Consider the following 26,005-nt stretch of genomic DNA (forward strand, 5'->3'; position numbering starts at 1 on the left):
ATCCGTGTCTTCCGCCGACGAACGAGCCGACACCGCCGCCCTTTCCGCCGAGCTCGCCGAGGCACGCGCCGAGCAAGCCGCGACCGCCGAGATCCTCGCGGCGATCGGGCGATCGGACATGGACCTCGGCGCGGTGCTGGTCCAGCTCATCCGGTCCGCGATCAACCTGTGCGGCGGCGAACGGGGCGTCATCTGGATCAGGCGCGGGGACCTTTTGCACCTCGAGGCCCACGTGGGCTACCCGGAGGAGTGGGTCGACCTCGCGAGCGCCAATCCGATCCTGCCGGATTCCGGCTCCAGCACTGCGACTGGCCGGACCGCCGCCCTCGGAGAGGTGCTGAACATCGCGGACCTGCCCAACGATCCGCGGTTCAGCGGCTACGGTGCGCACCGCGTGGGCGACTACCGGGGCAGCCTGTCGGCTCCCCTGTTGCGGGACGGGACGGTCGTCGGCGTCCTCGGCCTGACGCGTCCGATGCCCGGCCTCTTTTCCGACCGGCAGGTCGGGCTGCTTCGCCGCTTCGCCAGCCAGGCGGTGGTCGCGGTCGAGAATGCGCGTCTGTTCGGCGAGGTCCAGGCCCGCACGAGAGACCTGAAGGCGGCGCTCGATCAGCAGACGGCGACCGCCGACGTGCTGAAGGTGGTCAGCCAGTCGATCCTCGACCTCGACGGCGTCCTCACGACGATCATCGACACCGCGGTCCGCCTGTGCGGCGGCGCGCGCGGCACGATCTACCTCGTCGCCGGGGACGAGCTGGTGGCCTCGGCCTTTCACTCGAAAGTGCCCGAGGACTTGCGGGCTCATCTGCGGGCCACTCGCTACCGCCTCGATGACAACCGGCCGATCCCCGACGCGGTCCGTGCCTGCGAAGCGATGCAGATCGTCGACGTCCAGAAGGACCCACGATGGCAGGACCGCACCGTCCTGACCAAGGCGCGGTTCGGATCGATGCTGTATGTGCCGTTGGTCCAGGACGGGCGGGGCATCGGCTGCATGGCCATTCCCCGGGAAGAAGCGATCGGGTTCACCGACAGGGACATCGGCCTGGTCCGCAGCTTTGCCGACCAGGCCGTGATCGCCGTGCGCAATGCCAGCCTGTTCCAGCAGGTTCAGACGCGGACCGTGGAGCTGGAGCGATCCATCGACGACCTGCGGCTGGCGCAGGATCGGCTGGTGCAGACCGAGAAGCTCGCGTCGCTCGGCCAGCTCACCGCGGGCATCGCCCACGAGATCAAGAATCCGCTGAACTTCGTCAACAATTTCGCGGCGCTGTCCGCCGATCTCGTGGACGAACTGATCGACGTGCTGCGCCCCGCCGGGCTCCGCCCGGCGGTTCGCACCGAGATCGACGAGATCGCCGGGCTGTTGAAGGGCAACCTGGAGAAGGTGGCCAGCCATGGACGGCGCGCGGACTCCATCGTGCGCACCATGCTGCAACACTCGCGCGGCGGGTCGGGGGAGCTTCGGCGCATCGCGGTGAATGCCCTCGTCGACGAGAGCCTCGGCCTGGCCTATCACGGGGCCCGCGCCGAGCATCAGGGGTTCAGCGTGGCGCTGCGCCGCCACTTCGGGCCGGAGGCCGGCGAGGCCGACGTCAGGCCGCAGGAGCTGGCCCGCGTGCTGCTGAATCTGTTCAGCAACGGCTTCTATGCCGTCCGCCAGCGCGCCGAGGGCGGCGAGCCCGGCTATGAGCCCTGCCTGACGGTGACGACCACGGGCACGGCGGACGCGGTCGAGATCCGGATCCACGACAACGGCACGGGCATGCCGGAGGCCGTGGTGCAGAAGCTGTTCACGCCGTTCTTCACCACCAAGCCGCCGGGGGAAGGCACCGGCCTCGGCCTGTCCCTGAGCCACGACATCGTCGTGACGCAGCACGGCGGCAGAATCGACGTCACGTCCGAACCCGGTCGCTTCACGGAGTTCCGGATCGTCCTCCCGCGCGACGGGTCGGCAGCGGCCTGACCGCGGCGACCTATGCTGGCGTGCCGCGCTTGAGGCGGGTCAGCGCGGGGACGAACGCGTCGGCATGACCCTGCGCCACCGCCTCCCGGAACGTCTGTGCGGTCGCTCGGGCGACGGGAGCGGCGACGCCGAGATCCTCCATCAGCGCGGCGAGGCAACGGGTGTTCTCGGCGGCGTTGCCGAGGCTGAGCTTGCGGCGGGCCTCGTCGCCGTCGATGGCGGCGGCCGCCATGGCCTGGAACGTGCTGCTGGTCATGCCCGTCTCGCCGAGGAGTTCGGCGAAGGTCGGGAGGGCGATGCCGGCATGCGTCGCCGCGACGAGGGCTTCCGCGCTGGCCGCCGCCGTCGCCATGCCGATGAAGCCCATGATCAGCCGCGCCCTGTGCGCCGCCCCTGTCGGCCCCATCGGCAGCACCCGGCGTGCGACCGCGGCGAGAGGCGTCCGAAGACGCTCGGCGAGTTCGGATGCGGCGCCCAGCATGATGGTCAGTTCGCCGGCCACGGCCTGCTCCGGAGCGCCCAGGATGGCACCGTCGACATAGTGCGCGCCCCGCGCCTCGTAGGCCCGCGCGAGGTCCATGCCCACGCGCGGATCTCCCGTCGTCAGGTCGAGATGGATGCTGCCCGGGCGGACCGCCGGCAGGATGACGTCCCGGGAGACGCGTTCGACGACCTCCGAGGACGGAAGACACGTGACGACGAGGTCGCAGGCGCCGACCTCCTCCGCGCTGCCGGCCTCCCGCGCGCCGGCCTGGACCAGGGCGTCGGTGTTGCTGCGCCGCGGGCCGGCCAGGATGCACAGACGTTGACCGCCGGCGAGCCAGCGCATCGCCACGGCGCCTCCCATGCTTCCCGTGCCGACGAAGCCGATGGGCGAGGCGTTGGAAATGGTCACACACTTCTCCTTGGGGCGACGGGCGACGTGGATCGTCCGAGGAACGAAGGCACCATACATGGCTTGACGGGCACGACGACGGCGCGGAAGGCTGGTCTGCGATGCAGGCCGGCCCGGGCGCCCCGCCCCGCCGTCCCACCGATCCTTGGAGAATCGAGCATGACCGACACCGAGTCCTCCTCGCGCGTCGACGCACGCATCGCGGACATCGGCGGCTGGCGCGGCGCCACGCTGGCCCGGCTTCGCGGCCTCATCCGGGAGGCCGATCCCCAGGTGGTGGAGACGATCAAGTGGCAGAAGCCCACCAACCCGGGGGGCGTGCCGACCTGGGAGCACGACGGGATCCTGTGCACCGGCGAGGTCTACAAGGCGTATGTGAAGCTGACCTTCGCGCATGGGGCGGCACTCCCCGACCCCGCGGGCCTGTTCAACGCCGGTTTCGGCGGTGGAACGCGGCGCGCCATCGACATTCGCGAAGGCGGCATGGTCGAGGCCGAGGCCTTCAAGGCGCTCATCAAGGCGGCGGTGGCCCACAATACCGGCCGCAAGCGCTGAAGCCTGCCGAAAACGGTCGGGGGCCGCGTTCGCCGGGACGTCGCCCGGCCCAGGCGTCGGGCTGCGACGGCCGGTGTCATCTCGTGGCTCCGGCTTCAGCCTTTTTCGACCATTTGGATGCGAGGATCGGCGCTCGGCCCGAAAGGGCTCGCGACGAGACAGGCATCATGACCCTTCCCTCCCCGCCCGCGCTGCGCATCCGAAACCTGCACAAGCGCTTCGACAGGCCGGCCGTCGACGGATTGGAGCTGACCATCGCCGCGGGTGAGTTCTATGCCCTGCTGGGGCCCAACGGGGCAGGGAAGACCACATCGCTGCGCATGGTGGCCGGGCTCCTGGTGCCCGATGCCGGCAGCATCGAGGTCTACGGGATCGATGCCCTGGCCGACCCGCTCGCGGCGCGGCAAGTGACCGCGTGGCTGCCCGACGAGCCGATGATCTACGACAAGCTGACGCCGCTGGAGTACCTGGAGTTCGTGGCCGGCCTGTGGGGCGTTCCGGCGGGCGAGGCGGCGCGGGAGGCGGACGTGCTGTTGCGCGGCCTCGACCTCTGGCATGCGCGCGACAGCCGCTGCGAGGGCTTTTCCCGCGGCATGCGCCAGAAGGTGGCGCTCGCGGGGGCGCTGATCCACAACCCGTCGCTGCTGATCCTGGACGAACCGCTCACCGGCCTGGACACGGCCGTGGCGAGGCAGGTGAAGGACATCCTGACGGCACGCGCGGCGGCGGGAGCGACCATCATCCTGACGACGCACATCCTGGAGGTGGCCGAGCGGCTGGCAACCCGCATCGGGATCATCCAGGCCGGGCGTCTCATCGCCGAAGGCAGCCTGCAGGAATTGCGCGAGGCCGCCGCCCAGCACCGACTGGGGGTGCCCGGCCCGGGCGCCGGGCGCCCGGAGACGCTGGAGGACGTGTTCCTCGACCTCGTTTCAGGCTCCCGGACGGAAAGCCCGGCGGCCCGGGCCGACGCGGCATGAGCGCCTCGCTCGGACGGGTGCCGGTGGCCGGGTCGATCCGGCTGCTGCTGGGCCATGAACTGCGGCTGTGGCGGCGGCGGGTGTCGGATGCCCGGCGGCGCTGGGGGCGCGCCTTGCCCATGGTGCTGGTCGCCGTGGCGCTCGTTCTGCACCTCGTCGCCTTCGGCGCGGTGCGGATGCTGAACCGGGTGCCGGAGCGCATCGACGACGCTCTGGTCCTGCCGCTCCTGGGCGGCGCGCTCGTGATGCTGTGGTCGCTGCTGCTGGCCCAGGCCCTGACCGCGGCCACGCGGGCCTTCTTCGAGGCCGGTGCGATCGACCTGATCCACACGGCCCCGATCCCGCCGGACAGGATCTTCGCGACACGGGCCCTGGCCGTCGCCGTGATCACCGGCGGGCCCTTCGCGATCTTCATCCTGCCGCTGGCCCACATGGGTCTCGTGCAGGGCACGCCGACCTGGCTCGCCCTCTATCCCGTGCTGGCCGCCCTGTCGCTCAGCGCGACCGCCGGCGGCATGGCCCTGGCGCTGCTGCTCGTCCGCCTCGTGGGCCCGCGCCTGACGCGGAGCCTCGGCCAGGTGCTCGCGGTGCTGATCGGTACGGGCCTCGGCATGGCCGTGCAGGGCTTCAATCGCCTGCCCACCGAAGACAAGGTCGCGATCCTGTCCGGGCTGTCCGGCCAGACCGAGGGCGTGCTGCCGACGCTGGGCCATATCGCGGCGGATCTCGGGCGCACGCTCACGGGGGACCTCCTCGCGCTGTCGTGGCTGGGCGTCGGAAGCGTCGCCCTGTTCCTGCTCTCCGTGGCGGCCCTGGGACCCGCGTTCCAGAGGGCACGGGCCCTGGCCGGCGGTGCCGCCGAAACTTTACCGGCGCAGGGGCGGCGGTCCGGGAAGGCCCGGGGCCCCGTCTTCGGACGCGGGATCGCCGCGACGCTGCGGCACAAGGAACTGCGCCTGCTCACCCGCGACCCGTGGGTGCTGATGCCCGTGCTGCAAAGGTCCATCGCGCTCGTGCCGACCTGCCTGGCCCTGGCGGGCCTCGACAGCAGCGGCAACCTCGTGCTGGCGCTCACCGCGCCGATGCTCGTGGTGTTCGCCGGCAAGCTCGCGGGCGGGCTGGCCTGGCTGACGCTGGCCGCGGAGGAAGCGCCGGAGCTCATCGCGACGGCGCCGGTGGCGGCGGCCCGCGTGGCCCGCGCCAAGGTCGAGGCCGCGCTGATCGCGATGGCGGCTCTGTTCGGACTGCCTCTCCTGCTGCTGGCCGTCCAGGACCCGGCCGTCGCGGCGGCCACGGCGCTGGGTTGCGTCGCGGCCACGGGCAGCGCCACCCTGCTGGCCATGGCCGAGCCGCGGCGCAACGCCAGGCGCGACTTCGGCGACCGCTTCCGCAACTCCGCCGGCTTCGCCGTGGCGGAGCTGGCCGTGACGCTCGGCTGGGCGGCCGTCGCCTGGTGCGCCGTCCAGGGGCAGTTGCTGGCCGCGGCGGGCATCGCGGCGAGCACTTTCGCCCTGCTGGCCGGCGCGGTGTCCCTGCTGCGCGGACCGAAGGCAACGGCGCCGGCACCCTCGTCGTCCAAGCCGGCCTGAGCCGCGCGACGAGCCTACGGCGCTCGTGGCGGCACCCGGTCCGCGAGCGATGGCCGTAGGCTGTCGGCGTGACGACTCTGCAACTCTTGGTATTCCAACGAATTATTTGCGATTTAAAGTAGACACTACTCGTCACATAGGTGTGTTACTGCAGCTGAATTCATTTTTGCTGCTTGATATCAATGACCATCTCCACTATGCGAAGCAAATTGCTCGCCGGGCGCGAATTTTGTCCCCCGTTTTTTGCACGGCTCGATAGGTGTCTTGTGAATTCGATTTTTCGTTGCGTCGTTGCCAGCCTGCTGTTTCCCTCCTCCGCGTTGGCCGGTGGGTGGATGCTCGAACGCAAGACGTCGCCGGCCACGGGCGAGACGGCCACGATGCTCTCGCTCACGACCGAGGACATGCACGTCACCAACGCCCCGGATGCGCCGCGTTCGGCGCAGCTCTTCGTGCAGTGCTGGCAGAGCACGGTCAGCCTCGTGGTGGCGTTTCCGACCAGCCTGACCTCGCGTTCCAACCTGTCCGTCCGCCTCGCCTACAGGATCGGCGAGGAGGCCACCGACCCGGCGCCGGCCGGCGTTTCAGGAAACGGGCGCGCGACGGGCTGGTGGAAGACGGCCGCGGCCATGCCGGTCATCGAAAAGATGAAGCGGGAAAGCGAACTCACCTTGACGGTCGAGGGCGACCGCGCCGCAAAGGCTCGCTTCGGGCTTGCCGGCTTCGCGGAGGCGGTCGAGCCTGTTCTGGCCGCGTGCGGCCAGTGAACCCGGTCCGAACGGCCGCGCCCCGGCCGGGCGTCGGTCGCGAACGCGACGACTGAGCCGCTGGATCGATCGCCCGACCGATTCACGCACTCTCAGTTGGTGAGCGTCGGCGACTTCACGACTTTCGCGATGGCGTCGGCGATCTTCGAGACCATGTTCTGGTTGCCCTCGGTCAGTGTCCCGCCCACCGTGAAGCGCGGCCAGGTCTTCACCGTCTGCCAGCCATCGGCCTTGCCGTCGTCGTCGTTGCTGTTGAGATCCGGGTTGCCGAAGAAAATCAGCAGCATGTTGAGCTGGTTGACGACCGCGGGGTCGTTCCACTTGCTGAGCAGGCCCGGGTAGCTGCGCGGAAACTTCTGCGCCGACGGGTAATTCGGGTTCTTCACGCTGACCGAGTAGTTGGGCTTGTGGGCCGCGGCGTCGGTCCAGACGACGATGACGGGGTAGATGGCCTCGATGGCCTTCCCGAGCGCGGGGGGAACGTCGCCGACCTTGGCCCAGGGGCTGTCCATGGCCTCGTTGACGCATTCGAGCCCGGCCTCCGGCAGGTCGCCACCACCCCAGGCCACCTCGGGATTGACGAAGGTCTGCATGTCGGTGCGCTTGGCCGGCAGCTCGAAGAAGCCCGAGGCCTTCATGGGCGGTATGTCGCCCACGTAGGTCCAGTAGTCGGGATCCGACGCCTTGATGTACTTGTTGACGTAGGTCCCGCTGTTCCAGACATAGACGTAGGTGTTGTTGCCGTTCAGCTTGATGCCACCGTAGTCCCTGTAGTAGATGACCCGCGCGCGGATGAGGTCGAACTTGTCCGTGCCGCGCTTCGTCAGTTCGGCGTTCAGGTTCGACTCGAAGTTCAGCACGTTCGCCTTCACGGCGTTCAGCGTCGCGGTCATGGAGCCGGTGGCGTCCACGCACATCACGATGTCCAGCTGGCGCACCGACGGCTTGGCGATGGCGGCCGTCGAGGTGACGTTGGTGGCCATGGCGGTCTGGCCGATGATGTGCGTCAGGCTCGTCGGCACGCTGGCCTGCACGCTGCCCGTGATCGTCTTCAGGTCCTTGGCCAGCTTGAAGTCGATCGTCTTCACCATGGCGAGCACATCATGCGGCAGTTGCGACTCGAAGTAGCGCTTCGCCGTGGCTTCACGCGACGCGTCGGTATCCTCGAGCTTGGCGGCGGCGAGTACGGCCATGTCCGCGGCCGTCTGCAGCTTGGTCCGGATGCGCAAGGTGGTGTTGTAGTCGACGCCGATGCCGATCACCAGGACGGTCGGGACCAGCATCACGGCGAAGGCGGGAGACAAAGCCCCGCCGGCATGCCGCAGGAAGCGAAGGCAAGACCGAAAAACCGCGACAGCACTCATGGCGGCTCACAAATTCAATTCTAAGTTGCGTCTTTTTGTATTGGCCAACTCCAAAGGCCAGCTATCCGCAGTCGCTCGAATTTTATCGATGCCGTGGAATTGTGCAGCTTTCGCTCACAAACCCGGCAGACGCGATGTCTTCGCCTCAGGCGCGGGTGCCGAGCACCATGTCCCGGAGCGTGGCGACGGTGTTCATGTTGCGGGCCGTTCCGGTCTCGGTGCCGGGCAGGCGCAGCGTCGAGCGGCCCATGGTCTCGCCGTAGTGGACGTAGACCTCGCGCGTCCCGAGCGCGACCTCCTCGTCGACCCTGCCCGAGAGGCGCTCGAGCAGGTCCTGGGGCGGGGGCCGATCGAGGAAGATCGCCACCGTGCGGTTCGGTGCCCGATCGGCGAAGGGATTGCGCGCGAGGATCGCGGCCATCTCCGGTCCGGTGCGCACCATGACGCCCACGGCGCGGCCGGCAAGGTCGTGGAGGCGCCGTTCCAGCAGGGCCTTCACCTCGGCCTCGCTGGCCTCCCCGTCGAAGACCACATTGCCGCTGGCGATGTAGGTGCGAACCGACCTGAAACCCGCGGCCTCGCAGAGCGCGCGCAGGTCGGCCATCGGCAGCTTTCCGGTGCCGCCGACATTCACGGCGCGCAGCAGGGCGACGAAGGTGGTCACGGGACCGGATCCGGCAACGGGAGGGCCCAGCCTACCAGACCGTCAGCCCGAAAGCCTCTCCACCCACGAGGCCAGCAGCTTGCCGTCCGCCACGCCCGCATGCTGCTCCTGCACGGAGCCGCCCTTGATGGCGAAGAGGGCCGGGATGCCGCGTACGCCGAAGCGCGCCGCGGCCGCGGGGTTTTCGTCGACGTTGACCTTCACGAAGCGGGCGCGCGGCTCGAGGGCCCGTGCGGCCTGCTCGAACACCGGGGCCATGGCGCGGCACGGGCCGCACCACGGGGCCCAGAAATCGACGATCACCGGCAGGTCGCTGCGCGTGACGTGCTTGTCGAAGCGGGCATCGTCGAGATCGACCGGCTTGCCCAGGAACAGGGGCGAGCTGCAGCGGCCGCAGACGGCCTGCGCGGCGGGGCGGTCGGCGGCAAACCGGTTCACCTGGTCGCAGACGGGACAGACGACGTGGATCGAATGGCTCATGCCGCACTCCTGCCTTGAACGGCGCGGGCTTCCGGGCCACGCCGCGATGGGGCAGTGTCGCCCGCCGCGGGGCCCCGCCCCAATTCTGCTCCGCATGTATGTTCGAAGAGCCGAACCTACAACCTTGCACCGCTCAGGACTGCCGCATCCCATGCCCCTCTCCCGCCGCACGCTTCTCGCCGCCGGTCTCGCCGGCGGATGCATCCGCCCCGCGTGGGCCGAGGGATGGTTCGAGCTCAAGGACGACGACGGCGCGCCGGTCGAGAACATGCGGACCGCGGTCGAGCTCGTGGCGCCCATCGACGAGCTGCCGGGGCGCATGATGCTGGGCACGGACTCGCCCTTCGTCCGGATCATCGAGTTCTTCGACTACAACTGCCCCGCCTGCCGGCGCGCGGCGCCGGACATGGAAGCCCTGGTGCGGCAGGACGACGAGGTCGGCGTGGTCCTGGTGCACAATCCCATCCTGGCGACCAGCTCGCGGGTGGCCGCGGCCTTCTCGATCGCCATCGCCACGCGACACGGCCAGGACATGGCCCTGCGGTTCCACGCCGAGATGTTCCGGCGGCCGGGCCCGGTGACGGCCGGAAAGCTCCGGACCGTCACCTCCGAGATCGGCCTCGATCCGCAGATCGTCGGCCGGGAGGCCGAGGCCCTCGCCACGGCCGTGAAGGCCCACGAGGACGCAGCCGCCGCGCTCGGCTTCGGCGTGACGCCGTCCTTCGTGCTCGGCTCGGTCAGCCTTCTCGGCTACCCGGGAGCGAAGGCCATGCGCCGCTTCACACAGAGCGCGGCGCAGTGCGGCGAGCCCCTATGCCGTTGAACGCGCGCCCGGTGCGGTGTCCGGATCGCACGATCCGGACGTGACCCGCGGAAGGGCGTATGCCGAGGCGGCGTGGCGGCCGCTCAGGCGCGCAGGAGCCGCATGGCGTTCGCCGTCACCAGGACCGTGGCGCCGGTATCGGCGAGGATCGCCGGCCACAGGCCCGTGACACCGGCGATCGTGGTGACCAGGAAGACCGCCTTCAGGCCGAGGGCGATGGCGATGTTCTGGCGAATGTTCGCCATGGTCTTCTTCGACAGCGCGATCATCTCGACGACGTCCATGACGCGACCGTGCAGCACCGCGGCGTCGGCCGTCTCCAGGGCCACGTCGGTGCCGCCGCCCATGGCGATCCCCACATGGGCCGCCGCCAGCGCGGGCGCGTCGTTGATGCCGTCGCCGACCTTGGCGACGCGCTCGCCGGAGCGCTGGAGTTCGTCGACGATGCGCTGCTTGTCCTGCGGCAGCAGTTCGGCCCGGACCTCGATGCCGAGTTCGCGGCCGACGGCCTCGCCGGTGCGGCGGTTGTCGCCGGTGAGCATGACGGTCTTCAAGCCGGCGCCGTTCAGCGCCGCCAGTGCGGCCCTCGCGTCGGGGCGCGGCTCGTCGCGCATCGCGATGAGACCCGCTGCGGCGGTGCCGGCGACGAGGACCGACACGGTCTTGCCGTCGTGGTTCAGCGCCTCGATGCGATCCAGCGTGCGGGCGTCCAGGGCGGTACGCTCCGCCGCCGCCTTCGCGGACCCGAGGAACACCTCCACGCCGTCCACGATGCCCGTGACCCCCTTGCCCCCGAGGGCCTTTCCGTCGGAGGCCTGGGCGGCGCGCACCCCATCCGCCGCGGCGCGCGCCAGGATGGCCTGGGCCAGCGGATGGCTCGAGCCTGTCTCGAGGGCGGCGGCGAGGCGCAGCACCTCGCCGGCGTCGCGGCCGAGCGGCACGACGTCCGTGACCCGCGGCTTGCCGGCCGTCAGCGTGCCCGTCTTGTCGAGTGCCACGGTGGTGACCTTGCCGATGGCCTCCAGCACCGCCCCGCCCTTCAGCAGCAGGCCGCGCCGGGCACCGGCCGACAGGCTCGCCGCGATGGCGGCGGGGGTGGAGATGACGAGTGCACAGGGGCAGCCGATGAGCAGGATGGCGAGGCCCTTGTAGATCCACTCCGACCACGCGCCACCCATGAGAAGCGGCGGCACGGTGGCAACGAGGGCGCCGACGACCAGGACACCCGGCGTGTAGAAGCGCGCGAACCGGTCGATGAAGCGCTCGGTGGGAGCCTTGCTCTCCTGTGCCTCCTCCACGAGCCTCACCACGCGGGCGATGGTGTTGTCGGCGGCCGCGGCCGTGACGCGAACGCGCAGGGCCGCCTCGCCGTTGACCGTGCCGGCGAACACGGTGTCGTCCTGGCCCTTGCGCACCGGCACGCTCTCGCCCGACACGGGTGACTCGTCGATGGAGCTCTCGCCCGACAGGATCAGCCCGTCGGCCGGCACGCGATCGCCCGGCCGCACCAGCACGACCGCACCGACCGGAAGCGTCTCGGCCGGAACCTCCCGCGTCCCGCCGTCCGTCTCGACGAGAGCCGTCTTGGGCACGAGCGTGGCGAGCGCCGTGATGCTGGCGCGCGCCTTTCCGGCGGCGACGCCCTCGAGCAGTTCGCCCACCAGGAACAGGAAGACGACCGCGGCTCCCTCCTCCCCCGCGCCGATGATCACCGCGCCAACGGCTGCGATGGTCATGAGCGTCTCGATCGTGAAGGGCACCCCCGCGAGGGCCGCCATGACGGCGCGCCTTGCGATCGGCACGAGCCCGATGAGCATCGCCGCCTCGAAGGCCCACATGTTGGCGGAGGGAACCAGCCTTCCGACGCCATAGGCGGCCGCGAGGCCGACGCCGCTGGCGATCGTCAGCAGACCCTTGCTGGACCGCCACCAAGGCCCCTCCGTGGGGCCGTGGTCGTGGCCATGCAGTCCCGCAACGCCGCCGCGCTCGGCCTCATGGCCGTGACCATGATCGTGATCGTGACCGTGTTCGTGCCGGTGCGCGTGGCCGTGGTCGGCGTTGCGACCTGCATGATCGTGGTCATGCCCGCAGCAGGCGGCGGCTGGCTCGGCCAGCGTCGGCGCCGGCGAGGATGCGGCGGAGGCGCGCTGCGCGCCGTAGCCGAGCCCGGCGATCTTCGTCTCGAGGGCCGCCAGGTCCGTGGCGGGGGCGTGACGCAGCGTCATCGAACCGGCCGTCGCCGACACGGTGACGTCCTCGACACCGGGCATGCGGCGCACGGCGGTCTCGATCTTGGCCGCGCAGGCCGCGCAATCCATTCCGGTGACGCGGTAGCGCGTCTGAAGGGTCTCGCTCATGACGTGCCTCTGGGAATTCCGTCGGACCGGTCCTACATCCTCTAGCGACTAGAGGAGCAAGCCCCATGAGCGCAGAATCGTTCCCGATCGGCGAAGTGGCCCGGCGCACCGGCGTGAAGGTCCCGACGATCCGCTACTACGAGGGCATCGGGCTCCTGCCGGCCCCGCCGCGCACGGACGGCAACCGGCGGGTCTACGACGCCGGCGACCTGCGCCGGCTGGCCTTCATCCGACACGCGCGCGAACTCGGTTTCGAGGTGGACGCCATCCGCACGCTGCTGTCGCTGCAGGACCACCCGGACCAGTCCTGCGCCGCCGCCGACGCCATCGCGCGGACACGCCTCGCCGAGGTCGACCGGCGCATCGCCAGGCTCGTCGCGCTCAAGACCGAACTCGAGCGCATGGTCGACCACTGCGCCGCGGGGCGCGTGGCGGACTGCCGGGTGATCGAGACCCTGGCCGATCCCAGTCACACCCACGGCTCATTGGCCTGAGCCGTCCCGCGTCGGTGCCGCCTCGCTGCGGCGTCGAGCGGCACCTGGCGAGGCGTGGCGCCGTTGCGGCCTCAGCGATGCGGGTTCATGCCGCGCGCCAGCATCAGGTGATGCTGCTGGTGGTGCATGCCGCGCGTCATCAGGCCGATGAATCCGAGCGCGCGGATCTTCGCCACATCGGACGGGAGCCGGGACGAGACGGCGAGTACCGCGCCGTCGGGACGGTCCTCGGCGACGAGCCGCCAGCCGCCGGTGCCGTCCATGGCGGCGGCGTGCGCCTGGACCATGCGCCGGATCGAGCTCGACACCTCGCCGTCGCCCGTCACCACGAAACGTGCGCCACCCTCGATGGGCTCGGCGGCGACACGCGAGCGCAGCGTCACGGCATCCATGTCAACGAGATGGGCACGCAGGGCCTCGATGTCGACCTTGCTCCAGTCCGTCTTCGGATCGGCCTCGAGCAGCGCCACGATCTCCTGGATCGCCGCGAAAGCGGACTGGCCAGCCTCCCGCGGAGCCGTCGCGGCAGGCATCGGCATGCCGTGGTGGGCGTGCTGGGCACGCGCCGGCAGGGACGCCGACGTCAGCGTGAGGAGGATGGCGGCAAGGGCGAGCGGGCGCATAGGCATGGATCGGAGCTCCGGCGGATCGGTCACGCACCTTGCCCCCGATGCGCCACCGCGCGCATGATCGCGATCATGTCGGCGTCACCTTTTCAGGGTCTTCCCATCGCGCGTCGCAGCCTCGCGCCGGGACAGGTGCTGTTTGCCCGCGCGGCCCCGGTCGTCGCCGTGCACCGGGTGGTGGACGGGCTCGTCGAGCTGGTGCGTCACGGGGCCGACGGGAGCGTGCTGGTGCTCCAGCGCGCCGGGCCGGGCGCTCTTCTCGCCGAAGCCTCGCTGTTCTCGGCCACCTACCACTGCGACGCGGTCGCCCGGCGTGAGTCGATCGTCGAGAGCGTGCGGGTGGCCGACCTGAAGGCGCGGTTCGGCGATGCGGCCTTCGCCGAGGCCTGGATGGCCCGCCTGTCTCACGAGGTGCAGGCGACGCGGCTGCGCGCGGAGATCCTCTCGCTCCGCACCGTCGCCGAGCGCCTCTCGGCCTGGCTGGACGTGAACGGCCCTCCTCCGGCCGAGACGCGCTGGGTGGACGTCGCGGCCGAAATCGCGGTGAGCCCGGAGGCGCTCTACCGCGAACTCGCCCGCCGGCGGCAAGCCGGCCGGGGCTGAACGATGGCGCTCGAGGGCGCCACGCCGGCGCCCTCCTATCGGTGCATCGCGGGCCCATCCTCCACCTGGGGCGCCTCGAACTGCACAGCGCGCGAAGCGGCTGGAACTTTGCCGGTGCTTGATCGTTGTCGGGTCATCATCACTCGGAGACCTCCCCCATGATTTCCTTGCGTACGGCGACCGCGCTCTCTGCTGCGGCGTTCCTCCTTGCCATGCCTGCGCCCTCGATGGCCCAGGGCGTCGTTCGTGGCGCCCAGGAAGGCGCGGCGGTCGGCAACAAGGCGGCGGGGCCGGTGGGCGGCGTCGTGGGCGGTGCCGTCGGTGGCATTTTCGGCGGGGTCGCGGGCGGCGTGAAGGGCGTGCTCGGCATTCCGCAGAACACCTCGACCGGCGGCCGGAAGGCGACCCGCGCCGCGCGCAGCGCGGAACTGTCGCGGAACGCGATCCGCTCGGAACTGCTCGGCCGGCCGCTCACCTGGCGCAGCGAAGACGGCAGCCAGACCGGCACGACGGTGTTCTACACCGACAACACGGCGGCGCTCATGAACTCCAACATCGCCAACACCCCGGACGACAAGGGCAAGTGGACGATGCGCAACAACTGGCTCTGCATCACCTGGGACAAGATCAACCCCGGTACGGAGAGCTGCTCCACCTGGACGCGCACCGGGCCCAAGACCTACCGGGACTCCGGCGGCATCACCTTCACCGCGAGCTGATGGTCGAGACCATCTGACCTGCACGGCGGCGGGGCCGGGTCACCGGTATCCCGCCGCCTGCAGTTCGAAGAGCTCCGCATAGCGCCCGCGCAGGGCCATGAGGGCCTCGTGCGTGCCCTCCTCGGCCACGCGGCCATCGGCGAGCACGACCACCCTGTCGGCCATGCGCACGGTGGAAAAGCGGTGCGAGATCAGCACCACCGTCCGGCCCTGGCTCAGGTCCCTGAAGCGCTGGAACACCTCGGCTTCCGACCGCGCGTCGAGCGCCGCCGTGGGTTCGTCGAGGACGAGCACCTGCGCATCGCGCATGTAGGCCCGGGCGATAGCGATCTTCTGCCATTCCCCGCCCGAGAGATCGACGCCCTGGTCGAAGCGCCGGCCCAGCGGATTGTCGTAGCCCAGGGGCAGGCGCGCCACGACCTTGTCGGCCAGGCTGCGCTGCGCCGCGTCGCGCACCTTCTCCGCGTCCTCCATCTCCCCCACGAGCCCGACCCCGATGTTCTCGCCGGCGGTGAAGTGGAAGCGCACGAAATCCTGGAAGATCACACCCACGCCCTGGCGCAGCGCGCCGAGGTCGTAGTCGCGCAGGTCGCGGCCGTCGAGCAGGATGCGCCCCTCGGTGGGGTCGTAGAGCCTGGCGAGCAGCTTGACGATGGTGGTCTTGCCGGCGCCGTTCTCGCCCACCAGGGCCAGGACTTCGCCGACGGGGATCCGGAGGTCGAGATGCCGGACGGCCCAGCCTCCCGCGTTCGGATAGCGGAAGCCCACGTCCTCGAAGACGAAGCCGGACCGGATGGGCTGCGGGAAGGGCAGCGGCGCCTCGGGCGAGCGCACGCGCGGGCGGATGGCGAAGAACGACAACAGATCCTCGAGGTAGAGCGCCTGGCCCGCGATCTGCGCGAAACCCAGCAGCAGGCCCTCCAGCAGGGTGCGCAGGCGCAGGAACGAGGCGGCGAGGAAGCTGAGGTCGCCGATGCTGAAATGGCCGGAGACGGTGTTCCAGATGATGGCCGCATAGGCGGCGTAGTAGGTGAGCGAGGCGACGAGCGCGAGGGCGCCGCCCCACAGCGTGCGGCGGACGGCGAGGCCCTTGTTGGCCTCGTACATCGCGTCGGCATAGCCCGCGAAGCGGCGCACGAGGAAGTCGCCGAGACCGAAGAGCTTGACCTCCTTGGCGGTTTCCAGGCTCGAGCCCAGATAGCGCAGATAGTCGAGGTTGCGCCGCTCGGGCGTGCGGAAATAGTTGAGCCGATAGCCCTGCGCGTTGAAATGCAATTCTCCGGCGAGCGCGGGAATCAGCGCCACGAGGAGCAGCGGCAGGAGCCAGGGCGCATAGACGACGAGGCCGGCGGCGAGCGTGAGCGCGGTGAGCAGGTCCTGCGCCTGGGCGAAGAGCTGGGAGAGCAGCGTCGTGCGTCCGGTGACCTGCCGGCGCGCGCGATCGAGCCGGTCCTGCTGGTCGTTGTCCTCGAACTGCTCGAGATCGAGCGTGGCGGCGTGGCGCATGAGCCGGACGCTGGCGTGGTTGCTGTAGCGCTCCGCCAGCAGGCTGTCGACGAGCGAGCTGGCGCGGGCCAGCACGTCGCTCGCCGCACCGAGCACGAACTCGGCGCCCACCAGCAGCGCGAGGCGGTCCAGTTTTCCGGCCGCCCACCACGCGGCGATCCCGCCCGGCGAGGGCCCGCGCGCCTGCGCCACCACCTCGTCGAGGATCAGCTTGGCGAGGAAAAGGATCGCCACGGGCAGCAGGGCCCGGACCGTGCGCAGCGCGATGCTGGACACCGCCAGCAGCGGGCTCGCCTCGTAGACGAGCCGGACGACCGCGGGAATATGGCGCAAGGCCCCCAGGCGGGAGACAACGGGGGCGGACGGGGAGGACATCCCCTTCAGATGGGCCACCCCCACCGGCTTGTCGAGCCCTGAAAGCGGCCGGCCGCCGGACCAGCCGTGCGTGTGGTCCGGACCGCGCCGTTCAGTGCGCCATGAGAACGGGGACGGTCATGGACGACAGCACGCCGCGGGTGGCCCCGCCGAGGATGCGCTCGCGCAGGCGCGAGTGGCCGTAGGCGCCCATGACCAGCAGGTCGGTGCTCTCGTCCGCCACGAGCGAGAGCAGCGTGTTGGCGATGTCGATCGTCGTCGTCACAACCTTGAGCTCGGTCGGGATCCTGTGGCGCGCGAGGTGCCTGGCGATGTTGAAGCCGGGATGGTCCACCGCCTCCGGCGGTTTGCGATCCACGGTCACCACCTGCACCAGGCGAGCCCGCTTCAGGAGCGGAAGCGCACCGGCGATGGCGCGGGCAGCGACCTCGCTGCGATCCCAGGCCACCATGATCCGCTCGAACGCGGCCGGCGCGCGGTGGACGGACGGCACCATCATCACCGGTCGCCCGGAGCCGAAGAGCGCCGCCTCGAGCATGGGGTCGTCGAGCACCAGGTCGGGATCGGGCTGGGCCATGACGGTCAGGTCGAAGTGGCGGGCGAGGATGCCGAACTGTTTGGCGGCGTCGTCGACGACGCAGGCGATGGCCACCGTCTCGCCCGTGACGCCGCGGGCCCGCGCGCTCTCCACGAAGGAGACCGACCGGGCGTCGCGGTCGCGCTGCGCGTCCGCCAATTGCTGCTCCACCACGAAGCGCGGCACGCGCTGCGCGCCACGGACCGGGGGGCCCACATCGGCGCCTGTCAGGTGCGCGTCGAACGCGCCGGCAAGGGAGACGGCGTAGTCGACGGCGACGTGCGTCGGCCCGTCCATCAGCACGAGAATGTCCTTGAGGCCCATGGCACGCTGGCTCGCTTGCGTTGCAGTCGAGGAGAGGATCGCAGGATCGGCGGCACTGGGCCTTGAGGTGCGTCAAGCGCCAGCCGTCGGCGGGCCGAGCGCGCGGCGCGAGGCGATCGCCTCGCGCCCTGCATCGTCATGCCAGGACTTCGTCTCCGGCCATGATCGCCGTCATGAAGCGGTATCCGCCGTTGGCGGCGTAACGGGGATCCCGCTTGATCAGCCGCATGAACTCTCGGTGGCCGGCCCTCGTACGGCCGACGAGACAGCCGGCGCTCGTGCGTCCGAGGCTGCCGGACGGCTGGTCGTAGCCCCAGTGCTGGTTGATGCCGAAGAGCCCCGTGTCCAGGACGTCGCCGGTGCGCTTGTAGTCCCTGTTGAGGTCGCGATAGACGCTGACGGGCTCCACCTGGACGAGCGCCTCGTGGGCCGAGCCCGTTCCGGCGTGGTGGGTGCCGACAACCCATGCCTTGTACTGGTTGAAGGCAATCCGGGCCGCGCCCTTGGGATTCATCGGGTTCTCGGTCCACACCCGGCCCGGCTCCGTCGTGCCGTCCCAAATGCCGTCGATCCGCGGTTTCCCCTGGGCATCCACGCCGAACACGATCCGCACGTCGTTGAACACGTCGGGCGCATCGTCATTGAGCGTGCCGTCGGGGTTGACGCCTTCGAGATAGACGATGTTGAGGCAATCCGGATGGCGGTTGATGAAGTAGGCCTTCTGCTGCATGGCCGCGACCACCTTGTCGAACCAGGTGCCGGACTTCGTCAGCGCCGGGAGCAGGCGCCGCGGCGCCAGGAGCGGACTCGCGATGGCCGTTGAAAATCCGTCGCCCATGCTCAGGCCGTTCAGTTCGCAGAAGGCTCCGAGCGCCCAGGTCGAGACGGGCCCGAACCGGCCGTCGGCGGGCGGGTCGAGATAGCCGAGTTCCGTCAGCCGCCACTGGATGGCCTTGGCGAGGGCCGTGCGCTGGCTGAGCTCGGCCAGGGGAACCGTCGGACCAGCGAAACTCTTGAGAGCCGGCATCCCGCTCCCCGGCCCGCCGCCGCCCCCGGGCGCACCGGTCCGGAAGTCGGACGGCCTGATCTTCTCGTCCATGTACGCTTCGAGCCAGGACCGGTAGGCCGCCGTCGTGTCTCCGCCCGCCTTGTCGACGATCACCTTCGCCTTGTCCTTGCCGACCTGACGAACCACGTCGCTGTAGGAATAGGACGCCCTGTTCGTCAGGAACGCCTTGGCGCCGGCGAGCCCCTCGTGGTGGGCGAGGTAGATGAACCGCGCCCGCTCGTCGTCGCCCAGCCCGTCCTCGACGAGCCCCGCGGCGACGAGGGCATCCAGGTTCGCCCTCCCGTATTCCGCGGCCGCGACGATCGACAGTTCCGGATCGAAGCGGAGATTGAGGAGCCTTTGCTCCTGCCCGGCCACGACGGCATTGGCGTCATCGACCAGGCCCAGCGAGCGGGCCCGCTCGTTCAGGAGCGTGTTCGGCCGGCGTGCCTCTCCCTTCCAGGTGTCGGCAAGGAATTGGGTGAGGCCGGCCGCCGTCGAACTCGGCGCTTTCGAGTTCGCGTTCCAGAGGCCGCCCGCCAGCTTTGCGGCCTCGGCGTTGATGAGGGCGGCGAGCGCGGCGGCATCGAGGCCCGAGCGGGCCGACGCGGTCATGAGGTGGTCCTGGTAGACGGCATTGGGACCGAGCACGAGTTGCGGCTTGTCCGATGCCTTCCGCCCCCGGCCTCTCGTCGTCCCGCCCCCCGCGGGCTGCGGCGCCACCTGGACCCAGCCGGCCCGGGCCGTTCCGTCCTCCAGCACGACGTCGACCTTGTTCCAGCCGGGGAGACGGATGCGAATGTCGATGATCGCGCCGACGATCTCCTGCGCCGCGCCGAGCGGCTCGTCGTAGAGCTTGATCGACTCGCTCTGGGCGGCCTGGAGACAGTCTCCGCGCACCCATCCCAGCACGATGGTGCCGTCGCTGGCCTCGAAGGACACCTTCATCCAGCCCGCCAGAGGGCCGTGGACCAGCGTGACCTTCGCGTCGACGGCAAGAATTTCCATCGATTTCGATGACTCGTCCGGATCGGGTCGCAAGTCCACTGCCGTAATCACCCGATAGATCGTTGCCGCTGATTCGCCTTTGGCCATGGTTCCTCCCTTCGGCCGAGATGCCGAACGGCGCTCTTGCGCCTTCCATCGTTGGATGACCCGATTGCACGCGATGAAATGCTACGTGACGCAGTGTTCGCGCGGCGTCTTGATGAGGATTTTTTCGCCGCTGACCTTCGGCCGACCTGTCCAGTGGCTGGACGATCCCATGACGGTGTCAGGATGCCAGAAGACGGGCTTCCCTCGCAAGCAAACATTTCGGCAGGCCGCCGATTTCACGCAACTGAATGGATGTCCGGTCTCCTGATTTCCAAACTGCCGGTTGTTGCAACAGACGTGTGCGAAATCGCACATCGCCCGGCTTGCGCAGCTTTCGGTTTCATGTTGCGTTTTGCCGGCGAATTCCAGTGAATTCTGACGTTTTTCCTATTTTTGTCATCATCGCCAGTGTTCGAGTCACGGGTTGCGCGGTTTCGCGCGCCGCATGACTTTCGTTGCTCTGTGTATGCAGATCTTGCGCAGTCGATCACCGAATTCGACGAACCGCCACAAGACCAGCGAAGCCGTCGACAAGACATGGGGGGGAATGCAGTGCCCGACAGCCTGGACCGCAATCAGCCCGCTTTGGCCCTGTCCGGGGGCGGGTTCCGCGCGACCTTGTATCATTGCGGTGCGCTCAAGCGGCTCAACGAGCTGCGCGTCCTGCCCCGCATCGCCCGGTTTTCGAGTGTGTCGGGCGGCTCGATCGCGGCAGGCATGCTGGCCTGCGCATGGCCACGGCTGACGCTGGCCGACGGCCGCTTCGTCAATCTCGACCAGGAGGTCATCGCGCCGTTGCGGGATTTCTGCCGGCGCGACATCGACGAACGCGCCGTGCTATGGGGGAGCGTCCATCCCGGCAAGACGATCGGCGACGTCGTGGCCGACTTTTACGACGACATGTTCCAAGGTCGTCGGCTGGGCGATCTTCCCGACACACCGCAATTCGTCTTCAACGCCACGAACCTGCAGACGGGGCGGCTCGTGCGCATCGCCAAGGTCGGCATCCGCGAATGGACGATCGGCGAGATCGCGGCGCCCGACCTGCGGATCGCCGTGGCGGTTGCCGCGTCGAGCGCATTCCCCCCGGTCCTGTCGCCGGTGACGATCGACCTCGATCCCGCCGGCTGGAAGCCCTTCCAGGGCGCCATCCATGCCGGCGATCCGGCCTATTCGGCGCAGCTCTCGCTGACCGATGGAGGCGCCTACGACAATCTCGGCCTGGAGACCGTCGACGACTTCAACCCGGTGATCGTCAGCGATGCCGGGGCGCCCTTCGGGACGGAGGAAAGTGCCACCGGCTTCTGGCCCAAGCAGGCGATGAGGGTGCTGGACATCGCGACGGACCAGGCGCGCGCGTTGCGCAAGCGCCTCCTCTTCAAGGACTGCGGCAAGGACCGGCTGCCCATCTATGCCGGGATCGACGGGTCCGTAGACCAGCTCTCGGCCAAGCGGACGCTCACGGCCTCCGCCGCCGTCACGCATGAGCTGGCGCGCCTGCGCACGAGGCTCAACCCCTTCACCGACAAGGAGCAGGGTCAGTTGATCAACTGGGGTTGGCTGGCGATGGACCTGGCCGTTCGCAGTTTCATGCTGCCCGGCGAGCCCGCCCCGACCACGTGGCCGGAGCCGAAGCATCCGCTGTGACCCCCGCGCGCCGGACGCAGGCCCGCGTCTTGCCGCGCCGTCATTCCGGGCCGACATGGCGGACCGCCGGACGCGGCCGCCGCAGTGGCGAAGGACACGTCCCATGATCGGATCGTGGCGCCCCGGACATCCAGCCCTCGGCATCATCCTGGCGGGGCTTTTCGCAGGCCCCGCCCTGGGAGCGGAGGGGACGCTGCCAGCCGTTCCCCAGCCATCGGCGCTGGCCGGCCAGCTGGCGGGTCTCTTCGTGGTGTCCACCGTGCTGGAGTCGGGCCTGACCACGCTGTTTCAGTGGCGCGTCTACCGGGAGTTCCTGAACGGCCGTGCGGTAAAATCCATCGTCATGGTGCTGGCCGGCTACATGGTCGCGTCGGCGTTCCACTACGACATCTTCGCCAGCATCATGAACCTGTTCCAGCCGACCGCCGAGAGCAACGAGCTCTCGCGCTGGCTGTCGGCGTTCATCCTGGCGGGCGGAAGCACCGCGATCAACGAACTCCTGCGAAAGCTCGGCTTCAGGCCACCGCTGGCCGCGTCGGAGCCGGTTGCCCAGCCCAACCAGGACGAGGCGTGGATCTCCGTCCGGATCGTGCCCAGGACCGTCGTCGGACAGGTCGCGGTGAACATCGCCCGGCTGGACCCTCAGAAGCCGGCCGGATCGCTCCCGGTGATGGCGGGGCTGGTTGGCCAAAGAGGCTTCCTGGAAAGGCTTCTGGGGCTGTTTCGTGCCGACCCGATGAGACTTCCCTCCTATGGCGGACGGACGCTGGTCTCCGGCGTCGCCTACCGGATCTCCGTCTCGGGCCAGCGCACGGACAACGAGAAGACCGCCGCTTTCGACGAACTCATCTTCGAGGGCTGCTTCGCCGAGCGGGCCGTCGTCGACTTCGTGAAGACCATCTGACCGCACGCAACACAGAACATGCGGAGGGACAGCACATGACAAGGCGCATGCTCGTTAAGATGCGGGGGACCCAGGGGCCGGCCATGAAGGCCTTCTCGGCCCAGGGAATGAACCCCGAACTCGTGCTCGACCTCGGCAGCCGACCGGGTCTCTCGGTCGCCAAGGCCGCCCCCACCGCGTGGTACCGCGTCGATGCGCCCGCGGCCGGCACGCCCTGGGACGCGGCGCATGCGCTCGTGACGCCCGGAACCGCCCTGGCGCCCGGCCTGTCGGTCGAGGCGGCCGAACCCGACATCGAGCAGAGCTGGGATTGGGCGCCCAAGCCCGGAGGCGGCATGGGTGTGGCGGCGGGGGGCGATCGCTGCGTCTTCACCGACCAGGACGGCTCGGGCGGCAAGGCCAAGGGACCGGGCCTCGCGTGGCAGGCCACCGATGCGTTCTCGGAGTTCGCCAAGGCCCGCGAGACCTTCGGCCCGAAGCTCGAGGAGGCGCTGCGCAGGGTCACGATCGCGCATCTGGACACCGGCTACGACCCCGAGCACGTCACCATGCCCCTCGGGCTGGACAGGAAGCGCCAGAAGACCTTCGTGAAGGGCGATCCCAACCCCAACTCGGCCGTGGACCACGTTCCTGCGGGCCAGAGTGCGATGAGCAACCGGGGCCATGGGACGGCGACGCTGGCCCTGCTCGCCGGCAACCGACTGGACGGCACGTCGCCCAGTTGGCCGGGATACAAGGACTTCATCGGAGCGGCGCCCTACGCCCAGGTGATCCCGATCCGCATCGCCGACTGGGTGGTGCGCTTCACGACGGGAACGATGGTGCAGGGCATCCAGCACGCCATCGCATGCAAGGCGGACATCCTGACCATGAGCATGGGCGGGCTGACATCGGTCGCCCTGGCCGACGCCGTCAACGCCGCCTACGAGGCCGGCCTCTTCATGGTGACGGCGGCCGGCAACAACTATGCGGGGCTGCCCTCGCCCAAGTCGATCGTCTTTCCGGCACGCTTCGACCGGGTGCTCGCCGCCTGCGGCCTGATGGCCGATGGCCGCGCCTATGCCGGGCTCGCCTTCGGCACGATGCAGGGCAACTACGGTCCCGACCACAAGATGGCCACGGCGCTGGGAGCGTTCACGCCCAACGTGCCCTGGGCCGTGATCGACTGCGGGAAAGTGGTGGGCATGGATGGCGCGGGCACGTCGTCGGCCACGCCGCAGATCGCCGCCGCGGCCGCCTTGTGGCTCGCGCTGAACCGCGACGCGGTGATGAAGTATCCGAAGCCCTGGATGCGCGTGGAAGCGATCCGACGCGCGCTGTTCGCCGCGGCCTCGAAATCGACTGCCCGCATGGATGCGCAGGAAACGCTCGCCAAGATCGGACAGGGCGTCCTGCGCGCCGACGCCGCCCTGGCGCAGAAGCCGGCGAATGCCGCGAGCCTCGCGGCCTCACCGGTGGCCCGGGAAAGCTGGGGCTGGCTCGACCTCGTGCTCGGCGCGGACGGGCCCGCCGTGGCCGCGAGCCCCGCGCGCCTCGCGATGCTGAAGCTCGAACTGACGCAGATGGGCCAGCGCCATACCGTTCCCGACCTGGCGGCCATCGCCGCAGGAGACGCGGAGACCGGATCGGGAGCGGCGCGACGCCGCTATCTCGAGTGGGCGCTGGACGAGGGGCAGCCGTCGGCGCCGCTGAAGACGGTTCTGGAGGAGGCGCTGGCACGCAAGCAGGCCGGCGCCGCGGCGGCGGCGAAGCCGGTTCCGGTCATCGAGCGCGAGATGAAGCAGATGCCGCCGCCCCGCCGGCGCCTGCGCGTCTTCGCCCTCGATCCCAGCATCGGCAAGGCCCTGTCGTCGGTGGACGTGAACGAGACGACGCTCGCGGTGCGCTGGGAGAATGATCTCGCGCCCGGCCCGGTCGGCGAGTATCTGGAGGTGGTCGACGTGGATCCCGCCTCGGACAGGATCTACACGCCCGTCGACCTGAACGATCCGCTGCTGCTCGCGCAGGATGGCCTGCCCCCGTCGGAGGGCAATCCGAAGTTCCATCAGCAGATGGTCTACGCGGTGGCGATGCGGACGATCGAACGGTTCGAGGAGGCGCTCGGGCGCAAGGCCTTGTGGGCGCCCCGCTACGCCCCGATGACGAAACCCGACGGCACGACCAAGCTCGAGCGCTACGAGGTGCCTCGCCTGCGGCTCTATCCGCACGCGCTGCGCACCGACAACGCCTACTACAGCCCCGCCAAGGTGGCGGTGCTCTTCGGCTACTTCCCCGCGGCCTCGGCCCGCGGCTCCGTAACCACCGCCGGCACCATGGTCTTCTCGTGCCTGTCGAGCGACATCGTCGCCCACGAGATGACGCACGCGTTGCTCGACGGCATGTACCGGCGGCTGCAGGAGGTCTCCAACCCCGACGTGCCGGCCTTCCACGAGGGCTTCGCCGACATCGTGGCGCTGTTCCAGCGCTTCGCCATTCGCGAGCTGGTGCGCCACGAGCTGGCCAGCGCCGGGGGACGGCTGGACGCGGCGACGCTGCTGGGCGGACTGGCCCGCCAGTTCGGCGAAGCGACGGGGCGCGGACGGGCGCTGCGCGACTATCTGGGCCAGGAGATCGCGGCCCTCGACTATGCGACGACCTTCGAGGTGCACGACCGGGGCGCGATCCTGGTGCTCGCCGTTTTCCGGGCGTTCCTGAAGATCGTGGACCGGCGCACCGCCGACCTCGTGCGGATCGCGACCAACGGCACCGGCATCCTGCCCGCGGGCGCGCTGCATCCCGACCTCGTCAACCGCCTGACGGACGAGACCTGCAAGGCGGCCAACCACGTGCTGCGGATCTGCATCCGCGCCCTCGACTACTGCCCCTCCGTGGACATCACCTTCGGGGAGTATCTGCGGGCCATCGTCACGGCGGACATCGACCTCGTGAGCGATGACCGCTTCCACTATCGGCTTGCCTTCATCGAGGCGTTCCGCGAGCTCGACATCCTGCCCCGCGGGGTCAAGACCATGTCCCAGGAGACGCTCGCCTGGGGCACGCTGCGCGACCCGCAACCGCCCTGGCTGCCGCGCGTGCTGGACAAGCTGGCGCTGCCGTGGGGCCACGTGCTGGACCGCTCCGCCATGTTCGCTGCGGAGAAGGCGAACAAGTGGTCCTTGTGGATGGCGCTGAAGAAGGAGTTCGAGGCCGATCCCAGCCTTTGCTACCATTTCGGCCTGGCGCCCGGCGTGGACCGCTACGACGCCGACGGCAAGCTCGAGAAGGCCGTGGAGGGCAACGGCACGACGTTCGAGGTGTCGAGCGTGAGGCTGGCCAACCGCATCGGCCCCGACGGCCAGTTCCGGCCTGAGGTCATCGCCACCATCATGCAGCGCAAGCCCGTGCCGGTGGACCCCGACCAGCCCGACGGCGCGTGGTTCTGGTTTCGCGGCGGCGCGACGCTCATCATCGATGCGCGCACGGGCTCGTCGGAGACCGACCGCCGCAACATCCGCTACTGCATCGTCAAGAACATCGGCAGCGAGACGAGACTGGCCCGCCAGCGCATGGCGGCACAGGGACATCTCTGCTCTCCGCTGCGCGAACTCTATTTCGGCGCCACGTCCGGCGAACCGTTCGCCAGGCTCCATGCCAGGGATTGAGGGAGG

Annotated in this window: 21 protein-coding genes; 12 read left to right on the forward strand and 9 right to left on the reverse strand. The window is 69.7% G+C overall.

Going from position 1 to position 26,005, the window contains the following annotated elements; translation table 11 throughout:
- Positions 1-4 precede the first annotated feature (4 nt).
- The gene (locus Q0Q47_RS21205; RefSeq protein ID WP_293864372.1) at positions 5-1,966 is read left to right on the forward strand and encodes a GAF domain-containing protein; all 1,962 of its coding nucleotides are present in this window, start codon (positions 5-7) and stop codon (positions 1,964-1,966) included.
- A 10-nt stretch (positions 1,967-1,976) separates the two neighbouring features.
- On the opposite strand, the gene Q0Q47_RS21210 is transcribed toward Q0Q47_RS21205, so the two are convergent.
- Entirely contained in the window at positions 1,977-2,861 is an 885-nt protein-coding gene (locus Q0Q47_RS21210; RefSeq protein ID WP_293864375.1) for an NAD(P)-binding domain-containing protein, read from the reverse strand.
- 159 nt (positions 2,862-3,020) lie between these two features.
- Between Q0Q47_RS21210 and Q0Q47_RS21215 the strand changes: the two genes are divergently transcribed.
- From Q0Q47_RS21215 to Q0Q47_RS21230, 4 genes are all read left to right on the forward strand, one after another.
- Entirely contained in the window at positions 3,021-3,416 is a 396-nt protein-coding gene (locus tag Q0Q47_RS21215) for a DUF1801 domain-containing protein (RefSeq protein ID WP_293864378.1), read from the forward strand.
- Positions 3,417-3,583: 167 nt separating this feature from the next.
- Positions 3,584-4,396, forward strand: a complete 813-nt coding sequence (locus Q0Q47_RS21220) for an ABC transporter ATP-binding protein (RefSeq protein WP_293864381.1) — start codon at positions 3,584-3,586, stop codon at positions 4,394-4,396.
- Positions 4,393-5,985, forward strand: a complete 1,593-nt coding sequence (locus Q0Q47_RS21225) for a hypothetical protein (RefSeq protein ID WP_293864384.1) — start codon at positions 4,393-4,395, stop codon at positions 5,983-5,985. The genes Q0Q47_RS21220 and Q0Q47_RS21225 overlap by 4 nt, the downstream gene beginning before the upstream one ends.
- A gap of 182 nt (positions 5,986-6,167) precedes the next feature.
- Complete coding sequence (locus Q0Q47_RS21230; protein ID WP_293864387.1) at positions 6,168-6,752, forward strand: hypothetical protein; 585 nt, start codon at positions 6,168-6,170, stop codon at positions 6,750-6,752.
- Between the two features lie 92 nt (positions 6,753-6,844).
- On the opposite strand, the gene Q0Q47_RS21235 is transcribed toward Q0Q47_RS21230, so the two are convergent.
- From Q0Q47_RS21235 to trxC, 3 genes are all read right to left on the reverse strand, one after another.
- On the reverse strand, positions 6,845-8,116 hold the full coding sequence (locus Q0Q47_RS21235; protein WP_293864390.1) for a pilus assembly protein TadG-related protein: 1,272 nt from the start codon (positions 8,114-8,116) through the stop codon (positions 6,845-6,847).
- 145 nt (positions 8,117-8,261) lie between these two features.
- Positions 8,262-8,780 (reverse strand): DUF1697 domain-containing protein, encoded by a 519-nt coding sequence (locus Q0Q47_RS21240; protein ID WP_293864393.1) that lies wholly within the window; start codon positions 8,778-8,780, stop codon positions 8,262-8,264.
- 42 nt (positions 8,781-8,822) lie between these two features.
- On the reverse strand, positions 8,823-9,260 hold the full coding sequence (gene trxC / locus Q0Q47_RS21245; protein ID WP_293864396.1) for a thioredoxin TrxC: 438 nt from the start codon (positions 9,258-9,260) through the stop codon (positions 8,823-8,825).
- A gap of 151 nt (positions 9,261-9,411) precedes the next feature.
- Here trxC and Q0Q47_RS21250 point away from each other — a divergent pair, with 151 nt between their 5' ends.
- Positions 9,412-10,083, forward strand: a complete 672-nt coding sequence (locus Q0Q47_RS21250) for a DsbA family protein (RefSeq protein WP_293864399.1) — start codon at positions 9,412-9,414, stop codon at positions 10,081-10,083.
- Between the two features lie 83 nt (positions 10,084-10,166).
- Here the strand turns inward: Q0Q47_RS21250 and Q0Q47_RS21255 are convergent, their stop codons facing one another.
- Complete coding sequence (locus Q0Q47_RS21255; RefSeq protein WP_293864402.1) at positions 10,167-12,440, reverse strand: heavy metal translocating P-type ATPase; 2,274 nt, start codon at positions 12,438-12,440, stop codon at positions 10,167-10,169.
- Positions 12,441-12,505: 65 nt separating this feature from the next.
- Here Q0Q47_RS21255 and Q0Q47_RS21260 point away from each other — a divergent pair, with 65 nt between their 5' ends.
- The gene (locus Q0Q47_RS21260) at positions 12,506-12,934 is read left to right on the forward strand and encodes a helix-turn-helix domain-containing protein (protein WP_293864405.1); all 429 of its coding nucleotides are present in this window, start codon (positions 12,506-12,508) and stop codon (positions 12,932-12,934) included.
- A gap of 71 nt (positions 12,935-13,005) precedes the next feature.
- Here the strand turns inward: Q0Q47_RS21260 and Q0Q47_RS21265 are convergent, their stop codons facing one another.
- Positions 13,006-13,563 (reverse strand): hypothetical protein, encoded by a 558-nt coding sequence (locus Q0Q47_RS21265; protein WP_293864408.1) that lies wholly within the window; start codon positions 13,561-13,563, stop codon positions 13,006-13,008.
- Between the two features lie 69 nt (positions 13,564-13,632).
- Here Q0Q47_RS21265 and Q0Q47_RS21270 point away from each other — a divergent pair, with 69 nt between their 5' ends.
- Entirely contained in the window at positions 13,633-14,163 is a 531-nt protein-coding gene (locus Q0Q47_RS21270) for a Crp/Fnr family transcriptional regulator (protein ID WP_293864460.1), read from the forward strand.
- Between the two features lie 158 nt (positions 14,164-14,321).
- Positions 14,322-14,882 carry a hypothetical protein gene (locus tag Q0Q47_RS21275; RefSeq protein ID WP_293864574.1) on the forward strand — a complete coding sequence of 187 codons (561 nt, stop codon included), beginning with the start codon at positions 14,322-14,324 and terminating at the stop codon, positions 14,880-14,882.
- A 39-nt stretch (positions 14,883-14,921) separates the two neighbouring features.
- Here the strand turns inward: Q0Q47_RS21275 and Q0Q47_RS21280 are convergent, their stop codons facing one another.
- The 3 genes from Q0Q47_RS21280 to Q0Q47_RS21290 all read right to left on the reverse strand — a co-directional run bounded on the left by Q0Q47_RS21280 (position 14,922) and on the right by Q0Q47_RS21290 (position 19,720).
- Positions 14,922-16,763, reverse strand: coding sequence for an ABC transporter ATP-binding protein (locus Q0Q47_RS21280; RefSeq protein WP_293864463.1), 1,842 nt, complete (start codon positions 16,761-16,763; stop codon positions 14,922-14,924).
- A 91-nt stretch (positions 16,764-16,854) separates the two neighbouring features.
- Positions 16,855-17,664: a universal stress protein gene (locus tag Q0Q47_RS21285; protein WP_293864466.1), complete on the reverse strand. Its 810-nt coding sequence runs from the start codon at positions 17,662-17,664 to the stop codon at positions 16,855-16,857.
- Positions 17,665-17,800: 136 nt separating this feature from the next.
- Positions 17,801-19,720: a peptidoglycan-binding domain-containing protein gene (locus Q0Q47_RS21290; RefSeq protein ID WP_293864469.1), complete on the reverse strand. Its 1,920-nt coding sequence runs from the start codon at positions 19,718-19,720 to the stop codon at positions 17,801-17,803.
- Positions 19,721-20,359: 639 nt separating this feature from the next.
- On the opposite strand from Q0Q47_RS21290, the gene Q0Q47_RS21295 reads away from it, so the two are divergent.
- The 3 genes from Q0Q47_RS21295 (at position 20,360) to Q0Q47_RS21305 (ending at position 25,999) form a co-directional block, all read left to right on the forward strand.
- Positions 20,360-21,454: a patatin-like phospholipase family protein gene (locus tag Q0Q47_RS21295; protein WP_293864472.1), complete on the forward strand. Its 1,095-nt coding sequence runs from the start codon at positions 20,360-20,362 to the stop codon at positions 21,452-21,454.
- 103 nt (positions 21,455-21,557) lie between these two features.
- Positions 21,558-22,358 carry a hypothetical protein gene (locus tag Q0Q47_RS21300; protein WP_293864475.1) on the forward strand — a complete coding sequence of 267 codons (801 nt, stop codon included), beginning with the start codon at positions 21,558-21,560 and terminating at the stop codon, positions 22,356-22,358.
- 35 nt (positions 22,359-22,393) lie between these two features.
- Positions 22,394-25,999 carry a S8 family serine peptidase gene (locus Q0Q47_RS21305; protein WP_293864478.1) on the forward strand — a complete coding sequence of 1,202 codons (3,606 nt, stop codon included), beginning with the start codon at positions 22,394-22,396 and terminating at the stop codon, positions 25,997-25,999.
- Positions 26,000-26,005 lie beyond the last annotated feature (6 nt).

Source organism: uncultured Alsobacter sp., assembly GCF_945952055.1.
Classification (GTDB): Bacteria; Pseudomonadota; Alphaproteobacteria; order Rhizobiales; family Beijerinckiaceae; genus Alsobacter.

Bases quoted from the DNA above. Each gene is read 5' to 3' on its own strand.
- Q0Q47_RS21285 (WP_293864466.1), bottom strand. From the start codon at position 17,664: ATGGGCCTCAAGGACATTCTCGTGCTGATGGACGGGCCGACGCACGTC.
- Q0Q47_RS21230 (WP_293864387.1), top strand. From the start codon at position 6,168: ATGACCATCTCCACTATGCGAAGCAAATTGCTCGCCGGGCGCGAATTT.
- Q0Q47_RS21290 (WP_293864469.1), bottom strand. From the start codon at position 19,720: ATGGAAATTCTTGCCGTCGACGCGAAGGTCACGCTGGTCCACGGCCCT.
- trxC (WP_293864396.1), bottom strand. From the start codon at position 9,260: ATGAGCCATTCGATCCACGTCGTCTGTCCCGTCTGCGACCAGGTGAAC.
- Q0Q47_RS21220 (WP_293864381.1), top strand. From the start codon at position 3,584: ATGACCCTTCCCTCCCCGCCCGCGCTGCGCATCCGAAACCTGCACAAG.
- Q0Q47_RS21235 (WP_293864390.1), bottom strand. From the start codon at position 8,116: ATGAGTGCTGTCGCGGTTTTTCGGTCTTGCCTTCGCTTCCTGCGGCAT.
- Q0Q47_RS21275 (WP_293864574.1), top strand. From the start codon at position 14,322: ATGATTTCCTTGCGTACGGCGACCGCGCTCTCTGCTGCGGCGTTCCTC.
- Q0Q47_RS21280 (WP_293864463.1), bottom strand. From the start codon at position 16,763: ATGTCCTCCCCGTCCGCCCCCGTTGTCTCCCGCCTGGGGGCCTTGCGC.
- Q0Q47_RS21270 (WP_293864460.1), top strand. From the start codon at position 13,633: ATGTCGGCGTCACCTTTTCAGGGTCTTCCCATCGCGCGTCGCAGCCTC.
- Q0Q47_RS21255 (WP_293864402.1), bottom strand. From the start codon at position 12,440: ATGAGCGAGACCCTTCAGACGCGCTACCGCGTCACCGGAATGGATTGC.
- Q0Q47_RS21265 (WP_293864408.1), bottom strand. From the start codon at position 13,563: ATGCCTATGCGCCCGCTCGCCCTTGCCGCCATCCTCCTCACGCTGACG.
- Q0Q47_RS21305 (WP_293864478.1), top strand. From the start codon at position 22,394: ATGACAAGGCGCATGCTCGTTAAGATGCGGGGGACCCAGGGGCCGGCC.
- Q0Q47_RS21260 (WP_293864405.1), top strand. From the start codon at position 12,506: ATGAGCGCAGAATCGTTCCCGATCGGCGAAGTGGCCCGGCGCACCGGC.
- Q0Q47_RS21215 (WP_293864378.1), top strand. From the start codon at position 3,021: ATGACCGACACCGAGTCCTCCTCGCGCGTCGACGCACGCATCGCGGAC.
- Q0Q47_RS21250 (WP_293864399.1), top strand. From the start codon at position 9,412: ATGCCCCTCTCCCGCCGCACGCTTCTCGCCGCCGGTCTCGCCGGCGGA.
- Q0Q47_RS21300 (WP_293864475.1), top strand. From the start codon at position 21,558: ATGATCGGATCGTGGCGCCCCGGACATCCAGCCCTCGGCATCATCCTG.
- Q0Q47_RS21225 (WP_293864384.1), top strand. From the start codon at position 4,393: ATGAGCGCCTCGCTCGGACGGGTGCCGGTGGCCGGGTCGATCCGGCTG.